Annotated in this window: 26 protein-coding genes; 20 read left to right on the top strand and 6 right to left on the bottom strand. The window is 67.6% G+C overall.

The annotated features are described in order from the left end of the window. Positions 1–4: 4 nt before the first annotated feature. The 3 genes from PV789_RS27565 to PV789_RS27555 form a co-directional block, all read right to left on the bottom strand. On the bottom strand, positions 5–1240 hold the full coding sequence (locus PV789_RS27565) for a sensor histidine kinase (RefSeq protein WP_274975231.1): 1236 nt from the start codon (positions 1238–1240) through the stop codon (positions 5–7). Between the two features lie 164 nt (positions 1241–1404). Next, positions 1405–1590, bottom strand: coding sequence for a DUF397 domain-containing protein (locus PV789_RS27560; protein WP_274975230.1), 186 nt, complete (start codon positions 1588–1590; stop codon positions 1405–1407). Then, positions 1587–2402: a helix-turn-helix domain-containing protein gene (locus tag PV789_RS27555; RefSeq protein WP_274975229.1), complete on the bottom strand. Its 816-nt coding sequence runs from the start codon at positions 2400–2402 to the stop codon at positions 1587–1589. The genes PV789_RS27560 and PV789_RS27555 overlap by 4 nt, the downstream gene beginning before the upstream one ends. A gap of 689 nt (positions 2403–3091) precedes the next feature. Between PV789_RS27555 and PV789_RS27550 the strand changes: the two genes are divergently transcribed. Beyond that, positions 3092–3382, top strand: a complete 291-nt coding sequence (locus tag PV789_RS27550; protein ID WP_274975228.1) for a WhiB family transcriptional regulator — start codon at positions 3092–3094, stop codon at positions 3380–3382. 41 nt (positions 3383–3423) lie between these two features. Beyond that, a complete protein-coding gene (locus PV789_RS27545; protein WP_274975227.1) occupies positions 3424–3594 on the top strand; it encodes a BldC family transcriptional regulator in 171 nt (56 codons plus the stop codon). Between the two features lie 605 nt (positions 3595–4199). Here the strand turns inward: PV789_RS27545 and PV789_RS27540 are convergent. Beyond that, entirely contained in the window at positions 4200–5399 is a 1200-nt protein-coding gene (locus tag PV789_RS27540) for a helix-turn-helix domain-containing protein (protein WP_274975226.1), read from the bottom strand. A gap of 277 nt (positions 5400–5676) precedes the next feature. Here PV789_RS27540 and PV789_RS27535 point away from each other — a divergent pair, with 277 nt between their 5' ends. From PV789_RS27535 to PV789_RS27495, 9 genes are all read left to right on the top strand, one after another. Next, complete coding sequence (locus PV789_RS27535) at positions 5677–6084, top strand: 6-pyruvoyl trahydropterin synthase family protein (RefSeq protein ID WP_274975225.1); 408 nt, start codon at positions 5677–5679, stop codon at positions 6082–6084. Then, positions 6081–6815 (top strand): 7-carboxy-7-deazaguanine synthase QueE, encoded by a 735-nt coding sequence (locus PV789_RS27530; protein ID WP_274975224.1) that lies wholly within the window; start codon positions 6081–6083, stop codon positions 6813–6815. The genes PV789_RS27535 and PV789_RS27530 overlap by 4 nt, the downstream gene beginning before the upstream one ends. 131 nt (positions 6816–6946) lie before the next feature. Further along, entirely contained in the window at positions 6947–7516 is a 570-nt protein-coding gene (gene folE / locus PV789_RS27525; RefSeq protein WP_274975223.1) for a GTP cyclohydrolase I, read from the top strand. After that, positions 7513–8337 carry a hypothetical protein gene (locus tag PV789_RS27520; RefSeq protein WP_274975222.1) on the top strand — a complete coding sequence of 275 codons (825 nt, stop codon included), beginning with the start codon at positions 7513–7515 and terminating at the stop codon, positions 8335–8337. The genes folE and PV789_RS27520 overlap by 4 nt, the downstream gene beginning before the upstream one ends. Continuing rightward, positions 8334–9401, top strand: a complete 1068-nt coding sequence (locus PV789_RS27515; RefSeq protein WP_274975221.1) for a hypothetical protein — start codon at positions 8334–8336, stop codon at positions 9399–9401. Before PV789_RS27520 ends, PV789_RS27515 begins: the two co-directional genes overlap by 4 nt. Positions 9402–9425: 24 nt before the next feature. Further along, positions 9426–10115, top strand: a complete 690-nt coding sequence (locus tag PV789_RS27510; protein WP_274975220.1) for a dTMP kinase — start codon at positions 9426–9428, stop codon at positions 10113–10115. A gap of 34 nt (positions 10116–10149) precedes the next feature. After that, positions 10150–11064, top strand: a complete 915-nt coding sequence (locus tag PV789_RS27505; RefSeq protein WP_274975219.1) for a DUF2797 domain-containing protein — start codon at positions 10150–10152, stop codon at positions 11062–11064. Positions 11065–11098: 34 nt separating this feature from the next. Next, positions 11099–11386, top strand: coding sequence for a class I SAM-dependent methyltransferase (locus tag PV789_RS27500; RefSeq protein ID WP_274975218.1), 288 nt, complete (start codon positions 11099–11101; stop codon positions 11384–11386). Positions 11387–11407: 21 nt separating this feature from the next. Further along, a complete protein-coding gene (locus tag PV789_RS27495) occupies positions 11408–11938 on the top strand; it encodes a class I SAM-dependent methyltransferase (protein WP_274975217.1) in 531 nt (176 codons plus the stop codon). Between the two features lie 58 nt (positions 11939–11996). On the opposite strand, the gene PV789_RS27490 is transcribed toward PV789_RS27495, so the two are convergent. Further along, positions 11997–12389, bottom strand: coding sequence for an NUDIX domain-containing protein (locus tag PV789_RS27490; protein WP_274978267.1), 393 nt, complete (start codon positions 12387–12389; stop codon positions 11997–11999). Positions 12390–13236: 847 nt separating this feature from the next. On the opposite strand from PV789_RS27490, the gene PV789_RS27485 reads away from it, so the two are divergent. The 9 genes from PV789_RS27485 (at position 13237) to PV789_RS29915 (ending at position 24023) form a co-directional block, all read left to right on the top strand. Then, on the top strand, positions 13237–14073 hold the full coding sequence (locus PV789_RS27485; RefSeq protein ID WP_274975216.1) for a sigma-70 family RNA polymerase sigma factor: 837 nt from the start codon (positions 13237–13239) through the stop codon (positions 14071–14073). 86 nt (positions 14074–14159) lie between these two features. Beyond that, positions 14160–14561, top strand: coding sequence for a hypothetical protein (locus PV789_RS27480; RefSeq protein ID WP_274975215.1), 402 nt, complete (start codon positions 14160–14162; stop codon positions 14559–14561). Positions 14562–14764: 203 nt separating this feature from the next. After that, complete coding sequence (locus tag PV789_RS27475) at positions 14765–16468, top strand: YML083C domain-containing protein (protein ID WP_274975214.1); 1704 nt, start codon at positions 14765–14767, stop codon at positions 16466–16468. A 24-nt stretch (positions 16469–16492) separates the two neighbouring features. After that, a complete protein-coding gene (locus PV789_RS27470) occupies positions 16493–17458 on the top strand; it encodes a PrgI family protein (protein WP_274975213.1) in 966 nt (321 codons plus the stop codon). Then, complete coding sequence (locus PV789_RS27465) at positions 17458–19311, top strand: VirB4 family type IV secretion system protein (RefSeq protein WP_274975212.1); 1854 nt, start codon at positions 17458–17460, stop codon at positions 19309–19311. Before PV789_RS27470 ends, PV789_RS27465 begins: the two co-directional genes overlap by 1 nt. Next, entirely contained in the window at positions 19311–21662 is a 2352-nt protein-coding gene (locus PV789_RS27460) for a type IV secretory system conjugative DNA transfer family protein (RefSeq protein WP_274975211.1), read from the top strand. Before PV789_RS27465 ends, PV789_RS27460 begins: the two co-directional genes overlap by 1 nt. Beyond that, positions 21655–22500, top strand: coding sequence for a replication-relaxation family protein (locus PV789_RS27455; protein WP_274975210.1), 846 nt, complete (start codon positions 21655–21657; stop codon positions 22498–22500). The genes PV789_RS27460 and PV789_RS27455 overlap by 8 nt, the downstream gene beginning before the upstream one ends. A 35-nt stretch (positions 22501–22535) precedes the next feature. Further along, positions 22536–23558: a C40 family peptidase gene (locus tag PV789_RS27450; protein ID WP_274975209.1), complete on the top strand. Its 1023-nt coding sequence runs from the start codon at positions 22536–22538 to the stop codon at positions 23556–23558. Positions 23559–23909: 351 nt separating this feature from the next. After that, a complete protein-coding gene (locus PV789_RS29915; protein WP_498048337.1) occupies positions 23910–24023 on the top strand; it encodes a Mu transposase domain-containing protein in 114 nt (37 codons plus the stop codon). A 93-nt stretch (positions 24024–24116) separates the two neighbouring features. Here PV789_RS29915 and PV789_RS27445 read toward each other — a convergent pair whose 3' ends face one another. Next, positions 24117–25241, bottom strand: a complete 1125-nt coding sequence (locus PV789_RS27445; protein WP_274975208.1) for an alcohol dehydrogenase catalytic domain-containing protein — start codon at positions 25239–25241, stop codon at positions 24117–24119. Positions 25242–25725: the final 484 nt, after the last annotated feature.

Genomic DNA, 25725 nt, shown 5'->3' with positions numbered 1-25725 from the left:
ATTGTTATGGTCCACCTCCGATCGGCAGCACTGCAGTCACCTCAAACCCGCCGCTCGGACGCATCCCAGCCCGTAGCGTGCCGCTATACGCCGCGACCCGCTCGCGCATCCCGACCAACCCGTGGCCAGCAGGCTCACTGTCCGGATGGTCGCTAAATCCCTGGCCGTCATCGGTGATCTGCACCTCCAGATCAGTGTCCCTGTAGCGCAGGCGGACCTGGACGTTGCGCACCTCCGGACCGGCGTGCTTGCGTACGTTCGTCAACGCTTCCTGCACCACCCGGTACACCGTCAAGTCCAGGCCAGCTGAGAGCGGCGCAGGATCGCCCTCGGCCCTCAGCGCCACTGGCAGACCGGCGGCCTTCGATTCCTCGACCAACCGCTCTAGTTGGGCGATACCGGGCTGAGGTGAATGTGATCCAGGTTCGTCCTCCCGAAGCACGCCGAGCATCCGCCGCATCTCCGTCAATGCGCTGCGTCCTGTATCACGGGCGGTAATCATCGCCGTTTTCGCCCGCTGGGGCTCGGTCTCGACTTTAGAGGCAGCGCCGTCGGACATAAGGACAATCACGCTGAGACTGTGAGAGACGATGTCATGGATTTCACGGGCGATTCTCGCCCGTTCTTCGACCCTCGCGATCTGGGCCTGCGCTTCCCGTTCGCGCTCCAGTTGACGAGCACGTTCCTGCAAGCTCGCGACGTAGTCACGGCGAATCCGCACCAGCGTGCCCCACGTCCAAACCAGTGCGGTCACCGCGACGAGCGATCCTAACTCGCTGACGCCAATATAGTCTTCGCCCAGCCGCGGTAGGACCGCAATGAGCAGCCAGGCCACCACCGCGACAGCTCCGGGTAGGGAGATGAGCCAAACGAACCGGGTGGCAACGTTGTACGCAGCGAACAGCAACATCACATCGGCCGGGATGAGCCTCGTCCCGAGCAGTACCTGCACACACGCGGCCAGCAGCATGACCGCCAACACCGCCAGCGGGTAACGGCGGCGAAGGAGATACGGAGCGCACAAGCCGACAAGGACTATGACCAGGGCGGCCAGCCGTGGCCCATCGGGTACGTACGCTGGAAAGATTGGCAGGTTGTAGACGAACACTGCCAGGACCACCAGCAGATCAAGCAGCCACACGCATTCGCGCAACCACGACCCCGGCGCCCGCGCCAAGCCCGGCTGTTCGACGGTTACGTCTGTCGTGCCTCTCCCGGTGGCAGTCGCCGTGTCTCTCATTCATCACTATGCTACCGCCACGCCACGCCATGGGGACAGCGCACAACACTCGGACGACTAGACGGCTCCCGCGGCGACGGGCGGATTCGGCAGCGAGGTCGAGCCTTCCGTACCAGACGACTGTTTCGTGCCGGGTGTGATGGAGGCTCTGGCATGTACCTGGGTCAGGAGTGCTCTGCTTGGAGGCTCTCCAGGAGCGCCCCCCAGGCCGCAGGAGTGAAGCTGATGTGTCCGAGGTTTCGGTTCTGGGTGTCCCGGACGAGAACCCGTTCGCCCTCGGCCACCTCCACGCAGGAGCCGCTGGAACCGCTGTGGCTACTCTTGTGCCAGTTGACCTGCTCGGTCGTCATGCGCATTCTTCCCTTGCCTTCCTGATCTGATCGAGCGACTCTGCTGGCGGGAGAGCCGCAGCCTGCAGAGCCCCGAACACCACTTCGCACTGACGTAGCTTCTCGCGCTCGCCGCTGTCGATGATCGTCTCGCCCGTCATGTACTCGGCGGACGCCAGGGTGGGCTTGTCCGGGAAACCGTAGATCCGGAAGGGCCCATCCTTACCCGGGGAGGGAGTCCGAGTCGGAAGCACCTGCAGATGGATCTTGTCCTGGTCGACCAGCGAGACCAGGTAGGACAACTGCCCCTGCATGCAGGAGGCCGAGCCTACGGGACTCCGGAGGACACGGTCGCTGAGCACGAACCAGAGTAGCGGGTGCTCGACGCTGGCCAACAGCTCCCACCGGGCCTTACGGGACTCGAGCATCCGCTGTACCGCGTGGGGTTTCTCCCAGGGGCGCTCCTGCTTGAAGAGGGCGGCTGCGTACCCCTCCGTCTGGATCAATCCCGGCACAACCAGGGGCTGGTACTCGCGGATCTCGGAGGCAGCCTGCTCGATCTCGGGCACTTTGTAGAACCAGGCGGGCAGCTGGTCCGGGTTGGTCATCATCGTCCAGAGCCGCATTACCTCGACACCCGTGCCCAGCGCTTCGTCGATCTTGGAGACGTGCTCCTCCAAGCAGAAGCGCTTCCCGCGCTCGATGGACGAGTACATCGTCTCTGACAGGCCGATCATGCCTGCCACGTACTTCCCAGAGCGACCTCGTTTCTTCCTCAGCCTCCGGACGGCGGATCCGAAGGCCTCCCACTCGGGCTTACCGCGACGGTCCACAGCTCTCCCTCCGAGGGTGTACTCCGCTGAACTCCAATCTTTACCAGAGCTACTCCAATCTGCTCCGGAAACGACCAAAGTCGCCTGTTCGGTGAAGAGTATGGCGCTCATTTTCTGGTGCAGACATGGTGTAGACCAGCCAGTTATCGAAGTCGGTCTGGTGAGGGTGGATTGGCCGAAGGGAGTGGCCGAAGTGGTGACGAGCGTCGTGAGCACGGAGTCTCTGCGCACAAGGACACGGATGGCCGGTCGCTCACTGCCCCGCGGGCAGGTGGAGGCCGAGCGTCATCGTCAGCCGCGAGTACAGGGCGGGATTCCCTGTGCCACTGGAACGCACACTCGGGGCTTCCCCGAGGCTGAGCGGTGATCACAGTGAGCTGGGACGTCGACGATGACCGCGCACAGTACACGGCCGCGCAACAGCTACACCAAGCCCACCACCGGCTGTGGTGGGTGATGTGGGGTGCGGGCGCGCGTCGGTTCTTTGCCTTCTACCAGGGTGACGCCGAGCTGGAACCGCTCTCGGACACGTCTCCGGAGGGGCTGGACATACAGATCCGTCGTATGCAGCAGGTGATCGCCCGTACCCACCCGGCGTCGTACTGGCGCTGTCCGGTCGCCGGGTGCGGTTGGACATCGATCAATCCGACCACCCACACCCCCTGTCCCCGTCCTGCCCACCACCAGTCATGACGGCATCGACCACTGCTCGTACCCCCTGCCAGGACCTGACCGACCCGGATCGCCTGTTCGGCAACGCCTTGCAACAGCGGCGGGCGCGCCACATCTGCGCTCCGTGCCCGGTGCGCCTGACGTGCCTGGCCCAGGCACTCGACCTGCGGGTGGACACGGGGCTGTGGGGCGGAATGACCCATTCCGAGCGGCAGGCGCTGCGGCGCCGTCACCCGGAGGTGGACGACTGGCGCGTCTTTCTTATCCACAACCTGTTGACGACTGCCCGAGAGGATTCCGACTCGTGACACGCAAACCCACTTCGCCTACGGCTGAGCCTGAAGCACCGATGACCCCCTCTGAGGTGGCACACCTGTTCCGGGTGGACACCAAGACCGTGTCCCGTTGGGCCAAGCAAGGGCGTCTGTCCAGCTTCCGCACCCCCGGCGGACACCGGCGCTTTCCTGCTGGTGAGGTCCACGCCCTCAGGAACCAGAACTTCACTCCGGCAACGGGGTGAGTATCGGCCGTTCGCCCCTACCGGGGCGGGGCGAACGGCGCCTGACAATACGGCGGCACACCCTGGCCCGGAATCCACCCGTGCCGCCGCACCCCCAGGACAGAACTCGGCTCTCTTTCCCGGCCGAGTCCACCTACCCCGAGTCCAAGCCAGAAGAACTGTCGCAGAGGAGAGGAACGAGAGAGTGATCAACCGGATGGAGTCGGTGCATGAAGGGCTTCCGTGCCGCCGTCGGTCAACTGGACACGACCGTGCGACGGACGGCCGTCCGCTGCTACGCCCCTACACCCTTCACGGCGAGTCTGTAGCGGAGTCGGTGATGGCGAATCGGCGGGCTCGGGCAGCAGACCATCACCAGGCCCTCGCGATTCTGGGGCGTATCGCTGTCGACCAGGTCCACGCGAATGCCAACGCCAATCTGGAAGCCCTCACGTCCAGCCTGTCTCGAGACGCCCGTCACGACGACCTGTCAGAGCTCGCCCGCGCGGTATGGCGGCTGGTCAGTGTTCGTCCCGACCTCGTCTACACCTCCGGTGACTCTTCGCCAGTGTCTCTGGGTCCCTTCGTCTCTGCTTGTGAGAAGCCCGGTCGTCGCGATGGTTGAGTCAGGTTTTGAGCCCCAGCCAGTGCGCGAAGTGAGCGGCGTTGCCGGAGGTGCGGCGTTGCTTGGCGGTGATGGCGTGTATGGTCTCGCGGACATGCGGGTGGTAGCGCGTCTGCTGCGGTGCCGCCTGTCGAGCTCGGTACAGGGCGTTCAAAGCCGCAGAGCTGTCACCGGACAAGACCCAGGCCCTGGCCACGTCCTGCCAGTGACGGCCGACACGGGTCGCTGTCACATCAGCCGGAAGGCGCAGCCGCGAACCGTCCCGAGCAGCTCGTCCAGGGTCGCCAACATCGAGCTCCACGGCGATCCGGTGGATCGCCACGTTCCCCGGGCCCATGTTGGTGTCGTAGGCCGGGGACTCGTGTCCGATCAGAGCGGCCAGCCGTTCGGCTTCCCGCAAGTGCTCCGCAGCCCGATCCCGGTTGCGGGACCGAGCTGCCAGGACCGCTCCCCTCAGATGCGCGGCACCCGCCAGCGCGAGTCGGGCCTCCTCCTCGGGCGGTCCGATCAGATTCAGGGAACGCTGCACATAGCGCTGACCGGACTCGTACGCCGAGTGGGACATCAGCAGCAGCGCACGCTGCTGCGCGGCGTGGGCGGCCAACAGGGGTTGCCCCGATGGGACGGCAGCGGTCTCCATCCGGTCCAGGAGGGCCGAGGCGATGACCAGCCAGCCGAACCGATAGCTCAGTTGCGCGGCGTTGGCGTAGGCCCGGGCGAGCAGCCGGTGGGCGTGCTCGCGCTCCGCGCCGGGCGGACTCGCTTCGGTCAAGCCATGCAGTTGTCGGAGCAGGACCGGAACCTTCGCCAGCGCACGACGGGCCTGGTCCTGGTGACGGTGGCTTTGTACCGCCGCCAGGTCAGCGCTGAGTTCGTCCGCGGACGTGGGGTCGAGCGGTTCCACGTAGTTGCCCTCAGCGAGGATCGCCTGGAGCTCGGCAGCGCCGGGAAGCCCGCCACCGTCCTGAGCCAGCAGTTGGTGATAGGGCTGGCCGTACAACTCCTGGGGCTCGATACTCAGCGCCTTGGCCACCGCTGCGACGAATTCAGGCGACGCGGGCTCCCGCCCCTGCTCGACCGCCCGGACCATGCTCACGCTGTAGTGGGACTTCTGCGCCAACTGCCGCTGGTTCACCCCGGCGATCTTGCGGGCTACCGCGACCCGATCGCCGATCGGCACGTCGTCATCGGTGATGGACATCGGCGCTCCCTTTCACGGCTTCTCGCGTACGAGCCTACGCACTCGCGACCGCCTATCCCAGGGGACTGGTACTTCGCTGATACTTCACCCCGCCGAAGCAGGCCTACCGTCGAGCATCAGGTTCCTACACCCCCGGCCACGTACCTCCCAGGTTCCTGAAGCCAACGGGACGCCTCCGCCTCGACCCACCTGAGCTGACTCCGCAACCGGCACACATGTAGCGCCAAGCCCGCCTCGGGCTGACTTCACCCCTACAGGCCGCTCCGCGAGGAGAGTCATGAGCAACCACCCGCCGCGTCTTCGCGGCACGTTCACGATCGGCAAGAAGTTCGCCTTCCACGCCGGGCACCGGCTGATCAACCTGCCGCCCGAACACAAGTGCTCACGTCAGCACGGGCACAGCTACGAAGTCGAGCTCGTCCTCACCTCCACCACCCTGACCGGCCCCGGGTTCGTCACCGACTTCGGTGACCTGCGGCCGTTCAAGGAGTTCCTGGACATCCACCTCGACCACCGCAACCTCCACGAGGTACTCCCGATCGAACCCACCTCGGAACTGCTCGCGCAGTACCTCGCCGCATGGTTCGTCGACCGCCTCCAACCGCACATCCCCGGCCGCTTGGTGGCGGTGCAGGTTCGCGAGACGGCCAGCAGCTGGGCGCGCTTCGACGTGGAGGATGCATGAGGGCCAACGAGCCCGGGATCGAGAGCCGTCCCGGCACGACGTTGATCGTGGCCGAGTGCTTCGGTGACACCCAGCCGACCTTCCAAGGCGAGGGTCCCAGCTGCGGCATGCCCGCTCTGTTCATCCGCCTGTCGCGCTGCAACCTGACCTGTGATTGGTGCGACACCCCCTACACCTGGGACTGGCGGCGCTACGACCCCCGCGAGGAAGCGATCCGGCAGTCCGCGGACGACCTGGCGGCCTGGGCCCTGGGACATGACGTCGAACTCGTGGTCATCACGGGTGGAGAACCCCTCCTCCAACAGCACCCCCTTGTCCCGCTCGTCCATCGACTGCTGGAGGCCGGGAAACGGGTGGAGTTCGAGACCAACGGCACGGTCGTGCCCAAGCCCCCTCTCCTGGTGGACGGAGTCCGGTTCAACGTCTCGCCCAAGCTGGCCAACTCCGGCGTCGATGAAGGCAAACGCCTCGTCCCCGAAGCGCTGGGAGTTTTCGCGGCCAGCGGCCGTGCGAGCTTCAAGTTCGTCAACCGCACCGTGGCCGAACTGGACGAGGTCGGCGCCATCGTCAACCAGCACGGCCTGAGCCCGGTCTACGTGATGCCGGAGGGCACCACCGCGGAAGACCTCATCACCACCACCCGCACGCTGGCGGACGCGGTCGCCGCCCGAGGGTGGTCCCTCACCCCGCGCCTGCACGTCCTGGCATTCGGGGAGGTACGCGGCCGATGACCGCTTTCAACCCCTCGTCCCCCACCAAGCTCCCGGTTTCCGAAAACGAGGCAAAGAACGTGCCCCTTCCCTCCCTGAAGAACCCTGACCATCCAGTAGCAGCGCGTACGGATTCCGCAGTCACGGGCTCGGTGGACTCGGCCCGTGTCACTGAACTGACACGCGAACTGCTGCTCGCCCTGGGCCAGGACCCCGACCGCGAGGGACTGCGAGACACCCCGCTCCGAGTCGCCCAGTGGTGGCGAGACTTCTTCAGCCAATCCTCCGCGACGAACTCGGCCAGCTTCGCCGAGACCGACCTGGGCGGACAGTTGATCGTGGTCGGGAACATGAGTGTGTGGTCGCTGTGCGAACACCACCTGCTGCCCATGCATCTGGAGGTCTGCGTCGGCTACGTCCCGAACGGCCGGGTGCTCGGCCTGTCCAAGTTCGGACGCATCGCACGCCAGTGCGCGAGCCGTCTTCAGGTCCAGGAACGCTTCACCAGCCAGGTCCTCCGCGCGGTGAGTGAGGCGACGGGCAGCGAGCACGTGGCCGCAGTGGTGCGCGGTGAGCACCTGTGCATGAGCATGCGCGGTGTGCGCATGGAGTCGGCCCAGACGACCACCGTGCTGTCCCAGGGGAGATTGGAGACCGACCCGACCCTGTCACAGCGCTTCCTGGCCTTCACCGGACCGTCCACCATGGGGAGGCGGCAGTGACAACAGCCATGAGCATCACCTTCTCCGCGATCGCCCCGGCCGCCTACCTCAGCGACTTCGTGGCCCAGGACCCGCCGACCGTCCACCACGTGGCCGCACAACGGATCCTGCAGGATGCGGCCTACCGCGCTTTTTTCCGTCAGGAAGCCGACCGAGGGGCCTGCGTCATCATCGACAACGGCGTGTTCGACCTCGGCCGGGCGCTACCAGCCGATGCGCTGGCCCGGGCGGCCCGCCTGGTGGGAGCCGAGGAGATCATCCTGCCCGACGTGATGCGTGACGGGCCGGGCACTGTTCAGGCCAGCGACACAGCTGCCACCCACATCAGGCGGATCACGGACGACTTCCAGCTCTGCGCCGTCGTGCACGCCAGTGACGATGAGGAGTGGCTGCGCTGCTACGACCACTTCACCTCCAGTGACTACGTGGACGCCATCGCCCTTCCCGCATCCCGACGCGTGGACTCCGACAACCAGCTGTGCGGCACCCGAACCACGGCCACGCGCTACCTCGAGGACCACGGCCTGGTCGATGACCGCCGTCTCTACCGGCTGCTCGGACTCGGCCGGACCGGGCATCTGGAACTCACCGAGCAACGCGAACATACCTGGATCTCCTCCGTCGACGGGGCCGCACCGGTCATCCTCGGTGCGATGGGCATCCGGATGCTGCCTGGCGGCCCCTACGACAAGCCCAAGACCCCACGCGTCGACGACCTCGGCGTCATCCCCGAGGACCGGTTCTCCCTGATCCGGGACAACATCGCCACCGTGCGCCAGGCGGCGAACTGCCCGGTACGGATTCCGGAGGTGCTGGCATGACCGACACCGCACCGAACCAGACCCTCACCAACGCAGCGGGAACCCTTCAACCAGCGGCACCCATCGAGGTGGGCCAGCACACGATGGGCGTCGACAGCTTGTTGCGCTACCTGCGGATCAAGGTCCACCACCTGGTCCAGGAGCACGACTGGGAACGCATCCACGTCATCGGCGGATACAACCGCGCTCGCGTGATCAGCAGGTTCGAGAAGCCCGGCAAGCTCTTCAACTGGCAGCGTCCCACCGCCGAGGCCTGTGGCCGCGAACTCCTCATCAGGTGTTTCCCCGGCACCGACTACGTCCACCACTACGGCCTGATCATCGCCACCTACCTGCACATGGTCGGTCGACACGCCGGACGGGTCACCTACCGAATCCCGACCCCGGAGTCCTGTCAGGAGGCCGTCGACCAGGTCGCACTCGACCTCGACGGCGACCTCGTGATCGTCGGCTGGGGGTTGGAACACCTCGCCCCTACCGAAGGACCATGGAACTACGGCCTGGGGTATGCCTGGAAGCGCGCCCGGGTTCGCGGGCGCAGTGTGCTGTACCTGGGTTTCCTGCACAGCATCTGGGGAGACGTCGCGGGCCGCGTCGTTGCCCGGCTCGCCACGCTGGGCGCCGGTGATGTCGTCTACGTCGGCAAGGTCGGCGCCCTGGACCCCGCGGTCGTCCCCAACACCCGGCTCGCCACCGGCAACGTGAGCCTGATCGGAGGCGTCCCCGTGGCGTGGAGCGACTTCTTCGGTTCCACCGCCCTCAACCAGCACGACGTCCTGACCGGGGTACACGTGACCTCGTCGTCGGTGTTGTTGGAGAACCGCGACTGGCTTTCCCGCAACTCCCGACACGCGTTCGTCGATCCGGAGATCGGCCCCATGGGCGCGGCGGCGCAAACCGCAGGAATCAGCTTCGGCTACCTCCACGTGGTTTCCAACAACCTCGCCCGCCACTACCCCGAAGACCTGTCCAATGAACGCCACCGCCAGGTGATCCGCCAGCGCGCGGAACTGGTCGAACGGGTCCGCGCCATCATCGCCACGCGCCTGGCCGCTGAGCGCTGACCAACCCACAGGAGGAACCTGGTTATGACGCACACCCCTGCCCCCTCTCGGGGACGGCTGATCACGGTGACGGGCATCGACGGCGCAGGGAAGTCCACCCTGTCCGCCGCGCTGCACGAGGGACTCAACGCTGCCGGGCATCAGACGATCCTCGTCGGTAAGCACACGACCGACGTTCCCCACGACCCGGCCCTGTCGGCGTACACCGACGCCCTCAACGCCCTCGTCTACCGGCGCAACCCGCAGGTCGCCAAGCAGTGCGGGGACCACTACTGGCTGTTGGCGCTCGCCGCCTGGTACACGTTGCAGGACCAGCTCGTCATCCAACCCGCGCTCCGGGCGGGCACGCACGTGGTGCTGGACAACGCCCATCACAAGTTCCTCGCCCGCTACGCGGTCAACCCTGATGTTCCCGCAGGTCTGGCCGAACAGGTCTTCGCACACCTTCCTCAGCCCGACCTGATCCTGTTCCTAAGGATCGGCGCGGCCGAGACGCTACGGCGCAAGGGCGAGTTCACCTCCCTGGAGGCCGGACACTCCGGGAACGATGAAGCCGACTTCATCCGCTACCAGGACGCCGTTCTGGCCCAGCTGTGCAGCCAGCAGGAGTCCGGCGGCTGGTTGCTCCTTGACGTCACCGGTAAGGGCCGCGAAGCGGTCCTGAAGGAAGCGACCACATTCCTGGAACAACGGCTCGGGCTCACCTTCGCATGAGCGTGACATCCCCGTGGATACACCTGGAGTGCCGATGAGCGTCCCCTCAACCAGTGAGTACGTCTGCCATGGAGTGACGTGGTCGAGTGGCCAGCCCCGGCTGCTGCTTGCCCCCGCCGGCTCCGGCCCGCTGGTGCCCTTGGAGTTCATGGACCAGTGGCTCGGACTGCGCATCACCAGCACCAAACGCCACTGCACCGGCCGTTTCCGGTTCGTTGATCCCTGCCGTGTCGAACCGGTGTCCTGCCCCGACCAGAGCGGGGCCGTGCAGAATGGCCAGTGCGTTCAGTGCGCTCAGGAGGACGAGTTCCGATTCGCCCACCAGTTCCACCAGAGCGGCCACGGTCCACCAGCGCTTGCGCGGTACATGTCCCAGCCCCACTGGCTCTACATCGCCACATTCGCCGACGGCACGAGCAAGGTCGGGACCGCGGCCGAGTGGAGGAAACGCTCCCGTCTCGACGAACAAGGAGCGCTTTTCGCCACCTACCTGGGCAGAAGCGAGAACGGCCGATCCGTCCGCTACCTAGAAGACGCCGTCACCCGCCATCTCGACGTGGCCCAGAGCATGCGCGGTGCGGCCAAGCTCGCAGCCCTGGCCGACCTCCGTTCACTGGACAAAGCGCGAGACGCACACGAGCACACCACGCGGCGGACCTTTGAGCTTCTTGCGGGCCTGGGCACGGATCCTGCCCTGGAGCAGTGGTCGCCTCCCACCGAGGGCTACGGACTGCGCAGGCCGGGAGAACGGGTTCGCTACCCCCACGATCTGCGAAAGGGCGAGCACGGCTTCCACGTAGAGGCATGTATCGGCTCGCAGGCCCTGGCCCGGCTCAGTGAAACCGACAGCATGCGCTACGTGCTCGACCTCGGCACGCTCAAGGGCCGCCGAATCGCGCTCGGCGACTTCTCGTCACCAGAAGTCGCCGTCCAGGCGGCACTGTTCTGAGACGTGCACCACGACCAGAAAAGCGAAGGACCCCATGTCCGCACAGGACGCCCTACTCGGCTGGGATGAAAGAGCCAACGCCGAGCTCTACGCCGCGTTCACGCGCCAGTTCCCGATGTACGGGGCTACGAGCCGTCACCTCGTCGAACGGACTTCCCTGACCGACAGCCGCCTAGTGGTGGATCTGTGCGGGGGCACAGGCATCACCGCCGAGGCGATACTCGAAGCCGCTCTCCCAGACACCCGGGTCATCTCGTTGGACAACTCCGCGGCTATGCAACAGGTCGGGAAGGAGACCGTTCGCGATCCGCGCGTCGCCTAGGTCACCGCTAGGGCTGAAGAGGTGTCCCACTGCATCAGGGAATCGGTCGACGCGGTCGTGTGCAACTCCGCGATCTGGAAGACGAACACACCTGTTACGTTCGATGCGGTCAGGAGAGTGCTCCGGCCCGGTGGCCGGTTCGGCTTCAACATCGGTGGCGGATTCGCTGGAGTCACTCATCCCGATGAGGAGAAGGCCCGTACAGGACCGTCACTCACTGCGCTGATCCGCGAAGTGGCAGCACGCGACTACGGGTACACGCCGCCGCGGTTAGCGCTCGGACCGCCCAAACTGCCTCTCGAACTGGTCGAGAGACAACTGCGCGCGGCCGGGTTCACGGTCGTGGACGCGGATGTCGTCGCCCACCGCAGCACGATGGAAGAGAAACGGGCGTGGTTGTCGGTCCCGCTGTTCGCAAGACCAGAAGGGGCCTTCACGCACCAGCAGCGTATGGACATCCTGGAGAAGGCCTACGTTCAGGTCGACCCGCATCAGCCGAACGTGACGAGCTGGCTCGTTGTCGTCGCTGAGGCACTCCCACGCGACGGCTGAAGAGCCACGTCCAGCGGTCGAGGGCTACCGTTCGCCGAGGCGCTGTCTCTCCTCCGAGTCAGCGAGCGCTGACAGCATGGGCTCGTGAGAGCTGCCGAACGTGTCGGCGTATCCGATCACAATCCTCCGGGAAGACACTCTGCCAGTCGTCCTCCAGAGGAATCCAGGCAGACGGCTGCCCTGCCTCCCCACCTAGGCGAAGGCTGCGATCGATGATCGCGACGTACGAGAGACCGAGCGTGGGCGACCAGTCCGAACGGTAGGAGCGGACGCAGGCGGCAGCCGGTAGCGGAAGCAGTCTCCCTGAAACGCCTGTCTCCTCCAGAAGCTCCCGGGATGCCGCTTCGCGAGGAGTCTCACCCGTCTCGACCTTGCCGCCAGGCGGCACCCAGCCTCGCCAACGGTGCCGGACGAGAAGGACGTGACTGAAACCCGGGTCAGTGACCCACACCTCTGCGGACAAAGGCTCCAAAACACCCTGGCTGGCTTTCTCCAGCCATGTACGAGCGTTGTCGAACTCCCACTCGGCTCGGCGGACATCGGCCAGGGCCGCGTCCAAGGTCCTCTGCTCGAGCGCATCACGAATCACGCAAGGCACTCTACGCCTCCCGCTCTCCCCCAGGCGGTCGTGCCATGTCAGATTCGGGGAGGTGAAGCCGAGCAGGCCTGATCGGTCGGTGGGGCGCGACACTCTCGGCGGTCCTCGTCAGGGACACCCAGAAGCGGGGCCTGGCTACCTGCCCCTCCCTGGCGGGGAGCGGAGCGCGTTCCTCAGCGCTGTGTTCTCTCGACAGCCCCAAAGGAAGTAAACCTTCCTCGAGAGGCCAGGGGGCGGAGGCGGTCCTGGATGTACAGCCAAACTGCTGACGAACCAGGGCATACCACCGAAACTAAAAAATCCAGTCCGCCCCATTCCTACGCCCATACCCCCAAGGGAAAATCATCACCAAGAGCCCTCCGGCTTGAGAGTGTTCACGGTTGAGTTCTGCGGTCGCGCGTGTTCTGGAAAAATTATTACCTTCTGGTCATCCTACTGGTGAGCACGGCTCTGGCATGGCGCTCACTGCTTGCTCACTCTGACGTATGCGCAGGTGAGAGTGGGTTCACTAGAGGTGACGCGCAGGCCTCGTGAGCTCCTCGCGCGTACGTCCTTGGCTGATCCTTTACCTTCACTCCCTTGAATTGAGCACCTTCTGAGCGACCTCTGAATACGCGGTGAAACCGCTCTGAACCCTGCCTGAGAACACCACCGTGTTCAATTCGGATGTCATTTCTCGCTCGTATCCGAGGGGGCATCCGTGGTTTTTGCACCGTCACCGCTGGCAGTCGTTGAGACCGGCTTCGTTCGCCTGTCACCCACCCACCTGACCCTGCGGGGGACCGACGTCCACCCCTGGCTCCGGGACCGCACTTACTCCCTGTACGAGCTGCGCGATGTCCTGATGGATGAGGGCACCCCGCACGAGGTGCGCGACGCGGTCTGGCGGCACACCATCCGCGCCGCCCGCCTGTCCCAGGACTGGATGGTTGGAGCGCTCGGGCTGTGCATGCCCGTTCTGCGGTCCACGGCTGGGAGGACATGCCGGGGCCTGAGCGCGGACGGGGTGGACGCGGTGGAGTCCGCGATCGTGTCCGAGGTGGTCCACCGGGTCCGCACCATCAACCTGAACTACGCCCGGCTGGTGTGGTACCTGACCCGGCCCGCGCACCGCGTCGCGCTCTCGGCGCGCAGGCACGAGCGGCAGGCGCCGATCCCAAGCGAGGACTCGGGGCGCCAGGAGGACTTCGATTCGGGGGTTCAGGCCAGCCCGGACCTGTTGCTGGTGTCCGCGGTGCGGGTGGGTGTCCTCTCGCGGGCGGAGGCGTGCCTGATTGCCCGGACCAGGTTGGAGAACGTCCCTTTGGCCGAGGTCGCGGAGCAGGCCGAGGTGCCCTACAAGACGTTGGCCAAGCGCCGTGAGCGTGCCGAAGCCCGGCTGGTAGCGGCGGTGCACGCGGGTGAGGTGGTGGTCGCTGACGCCCTCATCCGTCTCGAAGTTCCGCACGTGCGCGAGCGTGCGGCTCTGCGGCTGTTGACGGCTGTGCCAACTCCTGGGAAGTCGTTGTCGCATTCGCCTCTGCCGGTGGCTTCTTAGGGGACCAGATACGGGCACTGGGCCCCGGCGCACAGCACCGGGTGCCCGGTGCCCGGCCGGGAGCCGAGGACGTCGAGGGGGAACAGGTGACAGCAGCTTCAGAGGCGGGACAGCACGTGGTTCGGTGGGCGGTAGTGCTCTTTGCCGCCGCCGGGGCGGCCGTGTGGTGGGTGGTGGCGGGCGACGACGCGGCGTGGGTGTGGGCGGCCGAGGCCACCGCGGAGTCGGCTGAGGAGGAGACCACCGAGCTGCGCCAGGTCGTGAACCGCATCCGCATGGTCATCATCGCCCTCGCCTCAGCGTTGGGGACGCTGTTCCTGACGATCGCGGCGGTGCGGTGGCTGACCGCCAACGGTGAGGTCGGCGCCATCGACGGCGCCAAGCGCGCCCTGACCGGAACGGCGGTCGGTTACGGCATCGCGATCCTGGCCACGGTGCTCATGGACATCGTGGAATGGGTCGTCAGCGTGGGCGGGGCCAGCGAGTGAGCCCCACGCCGTGGGGACGGGGTCCGGCCAGCCCGGAACCGACCCCTTCCGACGACCCGCTCCCGGAACCCGAAGACCCCGGGACCCAACCCGAACCCGGGCCGGAGGAGGCACCGGCTCCGGAACCGGAGATCACCGACGACCCGCTCCCACCCCCGCAGGATGCGCGCGAGGACGAGCCGCCGCTGCGGGAGCAGTCTGAGGTGCCGGTGGAGGTGGAGGCCGACGCGGACGTCTTCGACTGCGGTCTGGTCGATCCGGGCTGTCACGTGTCGAACTGGTTCGCCGACTTCGTCGTGTCCGGCCTGAACCCGGCCCTGGGATGGCTGGCCGAGAAGGCCTTCCACACCCCGGAGCCGACCGAGGGGATGCAGGCCCTGCACGGCGGCATCCTCACCACCAGCAACACGCTCTTCGTGCTGCTCATCGTGGCGGGCGGGATTGTGGCCATGGGTTACCAGACGGTGCAGAGCCGTTACTCGGCCGCCGACATCCTGCCCAGGGCGGTGTTCGCCTTCGTGGCCTCGAACTTCTCGTTGTGGGCGGCCCGGGAGATGATCCGGGCCTCCAACCAGATCTCCGCGGCCATCGGGGCCCAGGGCATTAACGCACGCGAGGCCGCGGAAAACCTGCGCGACCGCATGGAGGTGATCCTGGAGGAGGCGCTGGTCTTCAGCATCTTGCTCCTGGTGGTCGTGGTGGTGCTGCTGGTGGTGTGGATGGTCACCGAGGCGGTGCGCATCTGCATGGCCATCGTGTTGACCATCGCCGCGCCGATGCTGCTGATCTTCCACGCCCTGCCGCAGACCAACCGGATCGCGGAGCTGTGGTGGAAGTCCATGGCGGGCCTGTGCGCGATCCCGATCGCCCAGTCGATCGTGTTCATCGCCATGGCCCGTTTGTTCTTCGAGGGGCAGATGACGATCTTCGGATCGCTGCGCCAGACCACCGCGTCCGGGGACGAGCAGGTGGGGGACGCGGGGTGGCTGATGAACATCATGCTGCTCCTGGTCCTGCTGTATGTGCAGATTCGGATCGGCTCCTGGGTGATGAAGCTGGTCTGGCAACCGAACCCGGGTACCTCGCCCATCGCCGCGATCTTGAAGAACATCGCGTGGATGATGGCGTTCCGCTCGGTCAGCAGCATGCGTCTGCCGTCCGCTCCGGCGTCGTCGCTGAAGTGGCAGTTCTTCTCGCCGCGCACGCCCGGCCGCACACTGCCCCGCTACACGCCCAAGCCAGCCTCGGGCCTGCAACCCCGCCAACCTCAGGCGTGGTGGTACCGGGCCCGCCACGACCCGCCTGAAGTGGCCGGAGCCCTCAGCTCAGGAGGCCGACGAGCGCTGCCCGGACCCGGACCCGGCCACTCCAATCCGGGGCCAGGAGGGCTCCGGCCTGCTGTCGGCCCCGTTGGCGGGCCCTCCGGGGGAACAGGTGGCCCGCCGTGGCCGGGAGGCCGCGCCCGCGGTTCGCTCGCGCTGACAGGACCGCGCGCCCTGCCGCCGGTCCCGCCACCGCGCCCGGCACCGCCCGCAGCGGTGCGCCGCGAACTGGAGGTGGGCCACATGCCCGGCTCACCCAGGACCGGCCAACAGGCCCTCTTTTCGCGCCCGGCTCCGCCACCGGGCCGGTCGGCGCCCTCCGCGCCGCCCGAGCGCAGATGGCGCCAGGGGGTCCTGCCGACCCCGCCGCCGGTACGCGTTCCCGACCGCCGCGCCGTGCAACGCCTGGGCCTGCCCGACCCGGCACCCCGACCCTCGGCAGGGCTACGCCACCTGCCCGACATGCCGCCGCTGGCCTGGGGCAAGCCGCCGCACGTCAAGGGCCAGCGGGCGCTCTTTCCCAACCCCAAACGCGTGTGGAAGCAGTACGGACTCTTTCCGCGCCCCGACCGCGACACCAAGTGATCCCCGGATGAGGAAGGAAACCGTGTGACCACCGACGAGGCGTCCGCGTGGCGGGGACGCATCCCCGCCGACATCGACCGGCCCGAACCGGTCCTGTTCAACCTGACCGCACGCCAGTGCCTGATCATCACCCCGGTCCTGGCGGGGGCATGGGGCGCCTACCTGCTCCTGCGGGAAGCGGTGCCGCTGTGGCTGTTCGTGATGGCCTTGGCCCCCGTCCTGGGCACGGCCGTCGCCCTGGCCCTGGGAGAGCGCGACGGCCGGGGCCTGGAGCAGGTCGCGGCCAGTGCCCTGGCCTGGGCGCGCGCACCCAAGCACCTGGTCCCCGCACCTTCAGGGCACGTCCCCGCGCTGCCCCGCTGGGCGCCCCGGCTGCGGCGCGGCCCACGGCTGGCACCGCTGCGACTTCCGGCCTCAGCGATCTCTCCGCAAGGAGTGGTCGACCTGGACGGCCGGTGCGCGGTCATGATCGCCTGCACCACCCTGCCCTTCCAACTCGCCTCCGGGCGTGAACAGGACCAGGTGCTGGCCGCCTTCGCCGGAGCGCTGGACGCCCTGGTCGAACCGGTACAGATCCTCGTCCAGCGTCGCAGCGCCGACCTGGGCGAGTTCACCGCGATGCTGCGCGACAACGCGACCCGCCTGCCGCACCCGGCGCTGGCCGAGGCCGCGATGGCGCACGCCGACTTCCTGGACGAGCTGACCGCCACACACGAGCTGTCCCACCAGCAGGTGCTGGTGGTGGTGACCGCGGCCGGTGCCGCCCGCCGTGCGGGTCCTGCTCTGCTGCGCAGGGCCGCCGACACCGCGGATCGCCTGGCTGCCCTGGGTATCCGCACCCAGGTTCTGGACGCAGACGAAGCCGCAGACGCCCTGCGGGCGTCGATGACCGCCCCGGGAACCCGCCTCACCGACCCCGCGCCGACTGGCTGCGAGCTCGTGGGCACCGGGGCCACCGACGGACACGACGAGTACGAGGAGCAGCACTGATGGATTCCCGCAGGCTGAGGGCGCGATCCGAAACTCACGCGCTGGGCGGTCCGACCATCCACCTGGGGGCGCGTCACCTGGAGGTCGAGGGCGGGGTGTGCCAGACCCTCGCCGTTACCGGGTACCCGCGCGAGGTCGCCGCCGGGTGGGCCGAACCCCTGCTCACCTACCCCGGGCAGCTCGACATCTCCTTCCACCTGGAACCCGTGCCCGCTCCCACCGCCGCCGCACGGCTGCGCAAGCGCCGGACCCGCCTGGAGTCGGCCCAGCGCACCAGCACGTCCCAGGGGCGGGTGCAGGACCCGCACCAGGTGACGGCGGCCATGGACGCCGCCGAGATCGCCGACCGCATCGCAACCGGCCAGGGCCGCCTGTTCCGAGTGGCGGTCTACGTCACCGTGCACGCCCCCGACCTGGAGACTCTGGAGGCCGAACTCCAACAGGTGCGTGCGCTGTGCTCGTCGCTATTGGTGGACGCGGTTCCGGCCACGTTCCGTCCACTCCAGGGGTGGATTTCCACACTGCCGCTGGGCACCGACGCGCTGGGAATGGGCCGGTCGATGGACACCGACGCCGCCGCGACCCTGCTGCCGTTCACCTCACCCGAGCTGGTCGCCGACCTGGGCGAGACCACGGTCGTCTACGGCACCAACACCCACTCCTCAGGGCTGGTGGCCTGGGACCGGTTCTGCGGCGGCCTGGACAACCACAACGCGGTGATCCTCGCCCGCTCGGGGGCGGGCAAGTCCTACCTCGCCAAGCTCGAAGTGCTGCGGTCGCTGCTGGTCGGAGTGGAGGTCGCTGTCATCGACCCCGAGGGCGAATACCTGCGCCTGGCCGAAGCCGTGGACGGCACGACCATCCGTCTGGGTACCCCGGAAGGGCGGCTGAACCCCTTCGCTCTCCCCGATCCCGGCACGGAGAAGGACGGGCAGACATTCACCAGCCGGGCGCTGTTCCTGCACACCCTCATCACCGCGATGGTCGGTGAGCTGTCCCCTATGGACAAGTCGGTGTTGGACCGGGCGATCATCGCCACTTACGCCGGGGCCGGGATCACGCGGAACCCCGCCACCTGGGCCCGGCCCGCGCCGGTACTCGCCGACCTGGCCGCCGCGCTGGAGGACACCGCGACCGACCCCGGCACGGGGGAAGAGACCGCTCGCGCCGCCCAGCAGCTGGCGGACCGCCTGGAGCCCTTCGTTCACGGCTCGCACGCCACCCTGTTCAATGGCGCCTCCGCCGCGCGGATCGGTGGTCACTTGACGGTGATCTCACTGAAGGACCTGCCGGACGAAATCCGGTCAGTCGGGGTGCTGTTGGCGTTGGACGCGATCTGGCGACACATCACCGCGAGCGACCCCGCAAGGCCTCGCATGGTCGTGGTCGACGAGGCCTGGCTTTTGCTCCAGGACCCGTCCGCAGCCCGCTACCTCGCCCGGCTCGCTAAAGCCGGACGCAAGCACTGGGCGGGGCTGACCTTGATCACCCAGGACGTCGGGGACGTACTCGGCACTGAACTGGGGCGGGTGGTCATCGCCAACGCCGCTACCCAGATCCTGCTCAAGCAGGCCCCGCAGAACCTCGACCGGGTAACCGAGGCGTTCCACCTCTCAGCCGGAGAGACCCATCTGGTCAGCACCGCCCCCAGAGGTTCCGCGCTACTGGTCGCCGGGCACCAGAGGGTCGGCTTCCACCCGATCGCCTCACCGGTGGAACATCGGCTGATCACCTCTGATCCTGCCGAAATCGCGGCTATGAGGGCACAGGAACTGGACGAGGACGAGTCCCGAGGCGACGGCCCTGGCTCTGCCTCCGTCCACGGTGCGGCCGGGGACGAGGAGGTGGCGTGATGGCCGATTTCCTGCTCGGAGGAGGGTTCTTCGTCCTCCTCGGCGTGATCCCGTTGACCGGCGGACTGGTCTGCGCTGCTCTAGTCGGGACTCGCCTGGCCCGCCACCGCTACCTGTCCCGAGACGCCCGAGTGGTGGATATCCTTCCCCCGCCCGACGCGAGTCTGGAGAACGCCACAGCATTCTGGAACCACACCCTGGGGCTTCTCAAACCACGCTGGTCACGGTGGCTGCTCCAACCCCACCTGGCCTTGGAAATCGTCGCCTCGGCTGCCGGAGTCCGATTCCAGGTGTGGGTGCCAGGAGCGGTACCGCCGGGAACAGTGGAACGCGCGGTCTCCTCGGCTTGGCCCGGGGCTACCACCTCCACCCGCCATCTCGCCCCCGAGGAGTCGCCGCTTCCCGCAGGGACCTACACCACCGGAGGTCTTCTCCGGCTGGGCCGCGCCGAGGCGTTCCCGCTGCGAACCAAGTTCGACGACGACCCGGCCCGACCGCTTCTGGGCGCACTGGAGGACCTGGTCGAAGGCGAGCACGCTCTGGTGCGCGTGACCGCACGCCCGGCCACGGGCTGGCGGGCGGCGCGGGCCCGCCGGGCAGCGGCCCGTCTGCACGGTCATTCCGGAATGGCGACATACCTGGTCGACGCCCTGGACCCCACTACTCACGGCACCACGCGCAGCCGACCGCCGGTTCTTCCCGGGACGAATGACGACGTGCGAGCGATCCTGGCCAAGGCGTCCTCGCCCCGGTTGGCGTGCGATGCCGCCTACGTCCTCACCACCACCCATGGCGGCGAAGCCGCGAAGGAACGCCTGCGGGGACGGGCACACGGGGTGGCCTCGGCATTCGCAGCGTTCACCTCCGGAACCAACCACCTGGACCGACGCTTCATGATCCGGCCCTCCTGGTGGCTGGTCCACCGGTTCCTCGGCTACGGGTTCCTGCTCTCCACTACGGAGCTGGCCGGGATCGCACACCTGCCCACCGACACCACCGTCCCCGGCCTGACCCGGGCTGGTGCGCGGCCAGCGGCACCCGCTCCGGCGGTACCGCGCGGGGGCGAGAACACGAGGGTGGTCGGAGACAGCGACGCCGGCACCCGGCGCCCGATCGCCTTGGGCGTGGTCGAAGCACGCCAGCACACCCACGTCCTAGGCAAGACCGGCTCGGGCAAGTCCACCCTGCTGGCCAACCTGGTGCTCCAGGACGCGGAGGCGGGTCGGGCGGGGCTGGTGATCGACCCGCGCGGGGACCTGGTCACCGACGTTCTCGCCCGCCTGCCCGAGCACGCGGTGGACAAGGTGGTGTTGTTCGATCCCGACGACAACGCGCCGCCGCCCCGGTTGAACTTGCTCCAAGGCGGCGACCCTGATTTCACCAGCGACACCGTGGTGGGCATCTTTCGCAGGATCTACGCCGAGTACTGGGGGCCGAGGACCGACGACATCCTGCGGGCGACCACGCTCACCCTGACTCGCGCAGGCGACCCGGGCCTGACGCTGGGTGATGTTCCGCGTTTGCTGGCCGACGACGCGCTTCGGGCCGAGACCCTGGCCAAGGTCGCCGCGCACACCGGCCCGGACGAGGCCCTGGCGGACTTCTGGGGCTGGTACGCCGGGCTGACGGTCTCAGCCCGAAGCGCGGTGACCGGGCCGGTGCTCAACAAGCTCCGGACCGCACTGCTGCGCAAGTGGGTGCGCCAGGTGGTGGCGTCGGGACCTTCCACGGTGGACCTGCCGACCCTGTTCGACACCGGCCATCTGGTCCTGCTCCGGCTGCCGAAGGGACGCCTGGGCGAGGACACCAGCTCGCTGATCGGCAGCTTCGCCCTCGCCGCGACCTGGCAGGCGGTGACCGCCCGCATCCACACCCCCGAACACCAGCGCAAGGACCTGTGCGCGTACGTGGACGAGTGCCAGAACTTCCTCAACCTTCCGGGCTCGTTGGAGGACATGCTGGCCGAGGCCCGCGGCTACCGGCTCGGACTGACGCTCGCTCATCAGGAGCTGGGCCAGCTCCCCGCCGACCTGCGCAAAGCGGTGTCAGCGAACGCGCGGACGAAAGTGTACTTCTCCGCCTCACCCGACGACGCGGTGAGCCTGCAACAGCACACGTTGCCGGTACTGGGCGCCTACGACCTGACCCACCTGGGCGCCTACCAGGCCGTGGTCCGTCCGCTGGTGGGGGCGAAGGAACAGGGGGCCGCGACGGCGCGCACTCGCCCGCTGCCGCCGGGGATCGCGGGACGGGCCACTCAGACCCGTGTGGCGGCACGGCGTCACGGGGCGGGGCTCAGCGCCTCCGGTGCATCGTCGCAAAATCCCGATGAGGGGAGGCTGGATGACTGAACGCGAACACACGCCGCTGTCCTTGATGACACGGCTGACCGCGCGCGACATGGCGATCGTCTCCGACGTCCATGACCACCAGACGCTCACTACACACCAGATCGCCCGGGTGCACTTTCCCGACGCGGACGCACGTCGGGCACGTCGGCGCCTGTTGGTTCTGTTCCGCTACGGGGTGCTGGACCGGTTCCGCAGGCATACTACGTGGGGCAAACTCCCCGATCACTGGATCCTGGCCGCCACGGGTGCGGAGCTGTTGGCCCACCACCGCGAAGTCCAGACAGATGACCTCGGGTTCCACCAGGACCAAGCGGTACGCCTGGCGTACTCGATGCGGTTGGGGCACGTGCAGGGCCTCGCCGAGAGCTTCGTCCGCTTCGTCGAGGCGGGACGGAGCGCAGGAAACCTGGTGCGCTGGTACGGCGAGCGGGAGTGCGCACGCCGGTGGGGAGTCCACATCCGTCCGGACGCCTATGTGCGCTGGAGCGAGGGGGAGAGCGTTCTGCACGCCTTCTTCGAGTACGACACCGGCACCGAATCCCTGTCCACGGTCCGCCGCAAGATGATCGGGTACGCGAACCTGGCGCGGCACAGTGAACTGCAGTCCATCGTGCTGTTCTCGGTCCGTTCCAACCAGCGGGAGGACAACCTCGCCGCGAAGCTGGCCGGTGACGTCTCCGACCGGGTCGTGGTCTACCTGGCCACCCACGCTCGGCTTGCCGAACGGGGGCCGGATCAGGCGGTATGGCGGCCGGTGGATCCCTCAGGTCCCCAGGATCCGCTGCGGCTGGTGGACATCGCCCGCCGCCACCCCGTTTCCGGCCAGGGTGAGGAGTGATCCGCCCCGCGATCGGCGCGGCAGGAGGGTTCCTGTTGGCTCTGCCGGTGTTCATCGGCGCGCTGGGGAGCGGTGAACACCAGGCGGGGATACCCCACGGAGTGGAGGGGATTCCGGACACGGTGCTCCTCGCCTACGCCCAGGCCGCCATGCGCCTGGAGGAGGAGCGCCCGGGGTGTACGGGGATGACCTGGCCCGTGCTCGCGGGGATCGGGAAGGTCGAGTCAGGTCATGCCGACGGAAGCGAGGTCTCCTCCTCCGGAAGAGTGAATCCGCTGATCCTCGGCCCCCGTCTGGACGGGTCGGGGGCCGGAGGCAACACGACGCCCCACGGGGACTCAGACGAGGGGGCATGGGACGGGGACGACGGGTTCGACCGTGCGGTGGGGCCGATGCAGTTCATCCCCACTACCTGGGCCTCCCACGGCCTCGACGCGTCCGGTGACGATGTCGCTGACCCGCACAACGTCTTCGACGCGGCGTGGAGCGCGGCGGTGTACCTGTGCGTCAGCGACCCGGAGGCGTCGGATGTGGACTTCACCGACGAAGACGACCTCGAAGCGGCGCTGCTGCGCTACAACGGTTCAGCCTCCTATGTGAGGAAGGTGCGAGCCCACATCGACGAGTACACGGAACTCGCCGCGCAGACCGCACCGTTGCTGGTGGGGGGTTCGGGTGCCGGTAGCGAGCAGGGGCGGGCGGCGGCGGAGTGGGCGCTGGCCCAGGTCGGCAAGCCCTACCTGTGGGGTGGAACGGGGCCGCACGCCTTCGACTGCTCAGGGCTGACGATGCAGGCGTGGGCGGCGGCAGGGGTGTCGATCCCGCGGGTGACCACCGACCAGGTCGCGGCCGGTGTTCGTGTCGGGCTTGATGAGCTCCAACCGGGCGACCTGCTCTTCTACGACACGGGAAGCGGCGCTTCGCCCTCACACGTGACCATGTACGTGGGTGAGGGGCAGATGGTCAACGCACCCCGCACCGGCACCGCCATCCGTGTCGAACCGGTGGACGGCGACTACTACAGCAGCCGGTTCGTCGCAGCTGTGCGGCCGGGCTGACTGGCCTGATTCTGTTCGTGTTCAGCGGCAACGTTTGTCGATGACTTTGGGTAACACCCCTGGTCATCGTCCTAGCGTGTCGATGAGTTTCAGTCACACCGAACCCTTCGCGATGGGAGCGTCAATGTGCTGCCCGCTGTGTAGGGGAACCCGATGCCGTCGCAGTCCCAGGCCGAGCTACCTGTTCAGCCTGCGCCTGTCCTACTCCGGCAAGGCCGTGCACCGCATCCCCGAGGCCCGGTGGATCTGCTCGCGCACCCGGACCATCGGTGAGCACTTCGCCAGCGAGCGCACGCTGCTCGGCACGCCGGCCGACGAGCCATTCGAGACCGGACGCCCTTCTCGCTGCGAGTGGACCGGCACAGTCAGATCAGAGTGCGTACCAATCGCTACTCGGTGCCGGTGCACCTGATCAGGCGGACGGTGAGGGTGATGCTGCACGCCTCGGAACTGGTCGTCTTATGACAGGCGAGTAGATCGCCCACCACGACCACTAGAACTCAAGTCTCGTTGCTCAGGCCTAACCGACCTCCGGCGCCCCTGACTGCTTCCGTGCGCTCACACGCTCACCGAGGATTCCTGCGAGGCGGGCAGGACCACCACGTTGGCGAAGCCGCCCGGCCGCGACCCCACGAGCTCGAAGGCGTCGTTGACCTGCGCCAGGGGGAAGGGACGGTGCTCTAGGAACGACAGGTCGATCACCCCGGCGCCGATCATCGCGATCATCTGGTCGACCTCACCGGAGGTGAACCAGTTGGAGGCCAGGACCCGCACATCGCGCGCCACCACCTCCGCGTAGCTCTGGCTGATCTGCCCCTCGACCCCGCCCGCAGCCAGGACCGCGCACCCGCCGGGCCTAACCCCCCTCAGCAGTGCGTTGGTGGAGTTGCCCTGCCCGCCCACGCCCAGGCAGTCGTAGAGCACGTCCACGCCCGTACCGTCGGTGCGTCCCCGCGCCCAGACCGCCAGGTCCACGCCGTCCTCGGAGGAGACCGTCTCCACCCTGTGCGGAGCCATCTGCTGCACCCGCGCCAGTAGCTCCCGGTTGCGCCCCACCCCCAGAATCTTCGTCGCTCCCATCCCCAGGGCGATCGCCACCGCGGCCACCCCGAGCGTTCCCGTCACCCCGTTGATCAGCAGGGTCTGGCCCGGCCTCAGGTCCCCCTTGCACAGCGCCCCGAACGAGGTGCCGACGTAGCCGAACCGGGCCGCGGTGAGCAGGTCGATCGACTCCGGCAGGCGGGCCACGCGCGCGTCCGGGGCCAGCAGGTACTCCGAAAGCCCGCCGGTCCGGTTCTGGTTGAGCAGACGACCGTCGCTGTTCGTGGCCATGTAGCTGCGCAGACACCCGTGCACGCACAGGTCCTGGCGTCCCTGCCGACACTGGTGGCAAGTGTCGCAGGTCATGTGCGGGTCTACGTAGACCCGCTCCCCCTCCTCGATACCCAAGACGTGTTCGCCCACGGCCTCCACCGTCCCGGCCGCATCGAGGCCGAACACCGCTGGCAAGTCGGGCAGGGTGAAGGGGGTGCGGCCGTTGACGACGTTGTAGGAGTTGGGCACCAGGCCGCACGCGGCGACCTTGACCAGGACCTCTTTGGGGCCGGGAACGGGCTTGTCGACCTCCTCGACCTGCAGTGGGTGGCCGGGGGCATGCAGGCGGGCAGCGTTGATCTTGGGCATACGCCGCACCCTAACCGTCACGGTGATCCCAACGGGCGTCACCGAGGGTAGTGATTCTCTTCACTTTTGGGGTCACGCAGCTCAACATCGTGGGCGTGTTCAGGGTTGTGCCGGTTCGGCGAGAACGTTCGGCGATGAAGGGGGTCTCATGGTGGGCGCGTCGGCGCAGGCTCCTCAGATCGGCGGGGGCCTGTGGGGATGTCGCTGAACTTCATCGCCATCTGCGGGCCGAAGAGATGGGCTCTGTTGCGCAAACGCGTGAACAAGCGTTCCTGCTTTTGATCGACACAATCACCGGCCACCACATGCCCCACCAGGGGCGGGCGCAACCCGGTAGGAGACGCGCACGGGGCCGGTGCGGGGGCCTGTGGGCGGCTGGGGGCTGTGTGGGCACTCATGTCCACGCAGCCCCCCTTTTTTTGGCCGCCATGACTTTTCCGAGCGGAACGGGTTGAAACTTCTCGCGAGCATGCGGAAACATCAC

The organism is Nocardiopsis camelliae, assembly GCF_028993595.1.
Lineage (GTDB): Bacteria > Actinomycetota > Actinomycetes > Streptosporangiales > Streptosporangiaceae > Nocardiopsis > Nocardiopsis dassonvillei.
Note: the sequence above shows the minus strand (reverse complement) of the source record. Positions and strands in the feature narration are given on the sequence as shown.

Bases quoted from the DNA above. Each gene is read 5' to 3' on its own strand.
- PV789_RS27550 (WP_274975228.1), top strand. From the start codon at position 3,092: ATGACGGCATCGACCACTGCTCGTACCCCCTGCCAGGACCTGACCGAC.
- PV789_RS27465 (WP_274975212.1), top strand. From the start codon at position 17,458: ATGGATTCCCGCAGGCTGAGGGCGCGATCCGAAACTCACGCGCTGGGC.
- PV789_RS27445 (WP_274975208.1), bottom strand. From the start codon at position 25,241: ATGCCCAAGATCAACGCTGCCCGCCTGCATGCCCCCGGCCACCCACTG.
- PV789_RS27530 (WP_274975224.1), top strand. From the start codon at position 6,081: ATGAGGGCCAACGAGCCCGGGATCGAGAGCCGTCCCGGCACGACGTTG.
- PV789_RS27535 (WP_274975225.1), top strand. From the start codon at position 5,677: ATGAGCAACCACCCGCCGCGTCTTCGCGGCACGTTCACGATCGGCAAG.
- PV789_RS27460 (WP_274975211.1), top strand. From the start codon at position 19,311: ATGGCCGATTTCCTGCTCGGAGGAGGGTTCTTCGTCCTCCTCGGCGTG.
- PV789_RS27565 (WP_274975231.1), bottom strand. From the start codon at position 1,240: ATGAGAGACACGGCGACTGCCACCGGGAGAGGCACGACAGACGTAACC.
- PV789_RS27560 (WP_274975230.1), bottom strand. From the start codon at position 1,590: ATGACGACCGAGCAGGTCAACTGGCACAAGAGTAGCCACAGCGGTTCC.
- PV789_RS27515 (WP_274975221.1), top strand. From the start codon at position 8,334: ATGACCGACACCGCACCGAACCAGACCCTCACCAACGCAGCGGGAACC.
- PV789_RS27540 (WP_274975226.1), bottom strand. From the start codon at position 5,399: ATGTCCATCACCGATGACGACGTGCCGATCGGCGATCGGGTCGCGGTA.
- PV789_RS27500 (WP_274975218.1), top strand. From the start codon at position 11,099: ATGTCCGCACAGGACGCCCTACTCGGCTGGGATGAAAGAGCCAACGCC.
- PV789_RS27510 (WP_274975220.1), top strand. From the start codon at position 9,426: ATGACGCACACCCCTGCCCCCTCTCGGGGACGGCTGATCACGGTGACG.
- PV789_RS27545 (WP_274975227.1), top strand. From the start codon at position 3,424: ATGACCCCCTCTGAGGTGGCACACCTGTTCCGGGTGGACACCAAGACC.
- PV789_RS27455 (WP_274975210.1), top strand. From the start codon at position 21,655: ATGACTGAACGCGAACACACGCCGCTGTCCTTGATGACACGGCTGACC.
- PV789_RS27505 (WP_274975219.1), top strand. From the start codon at position 10,150: ATGAGCGTCCCCTCAACCAGTGAGTACGTCTGCCATGGAGTGACGTGG.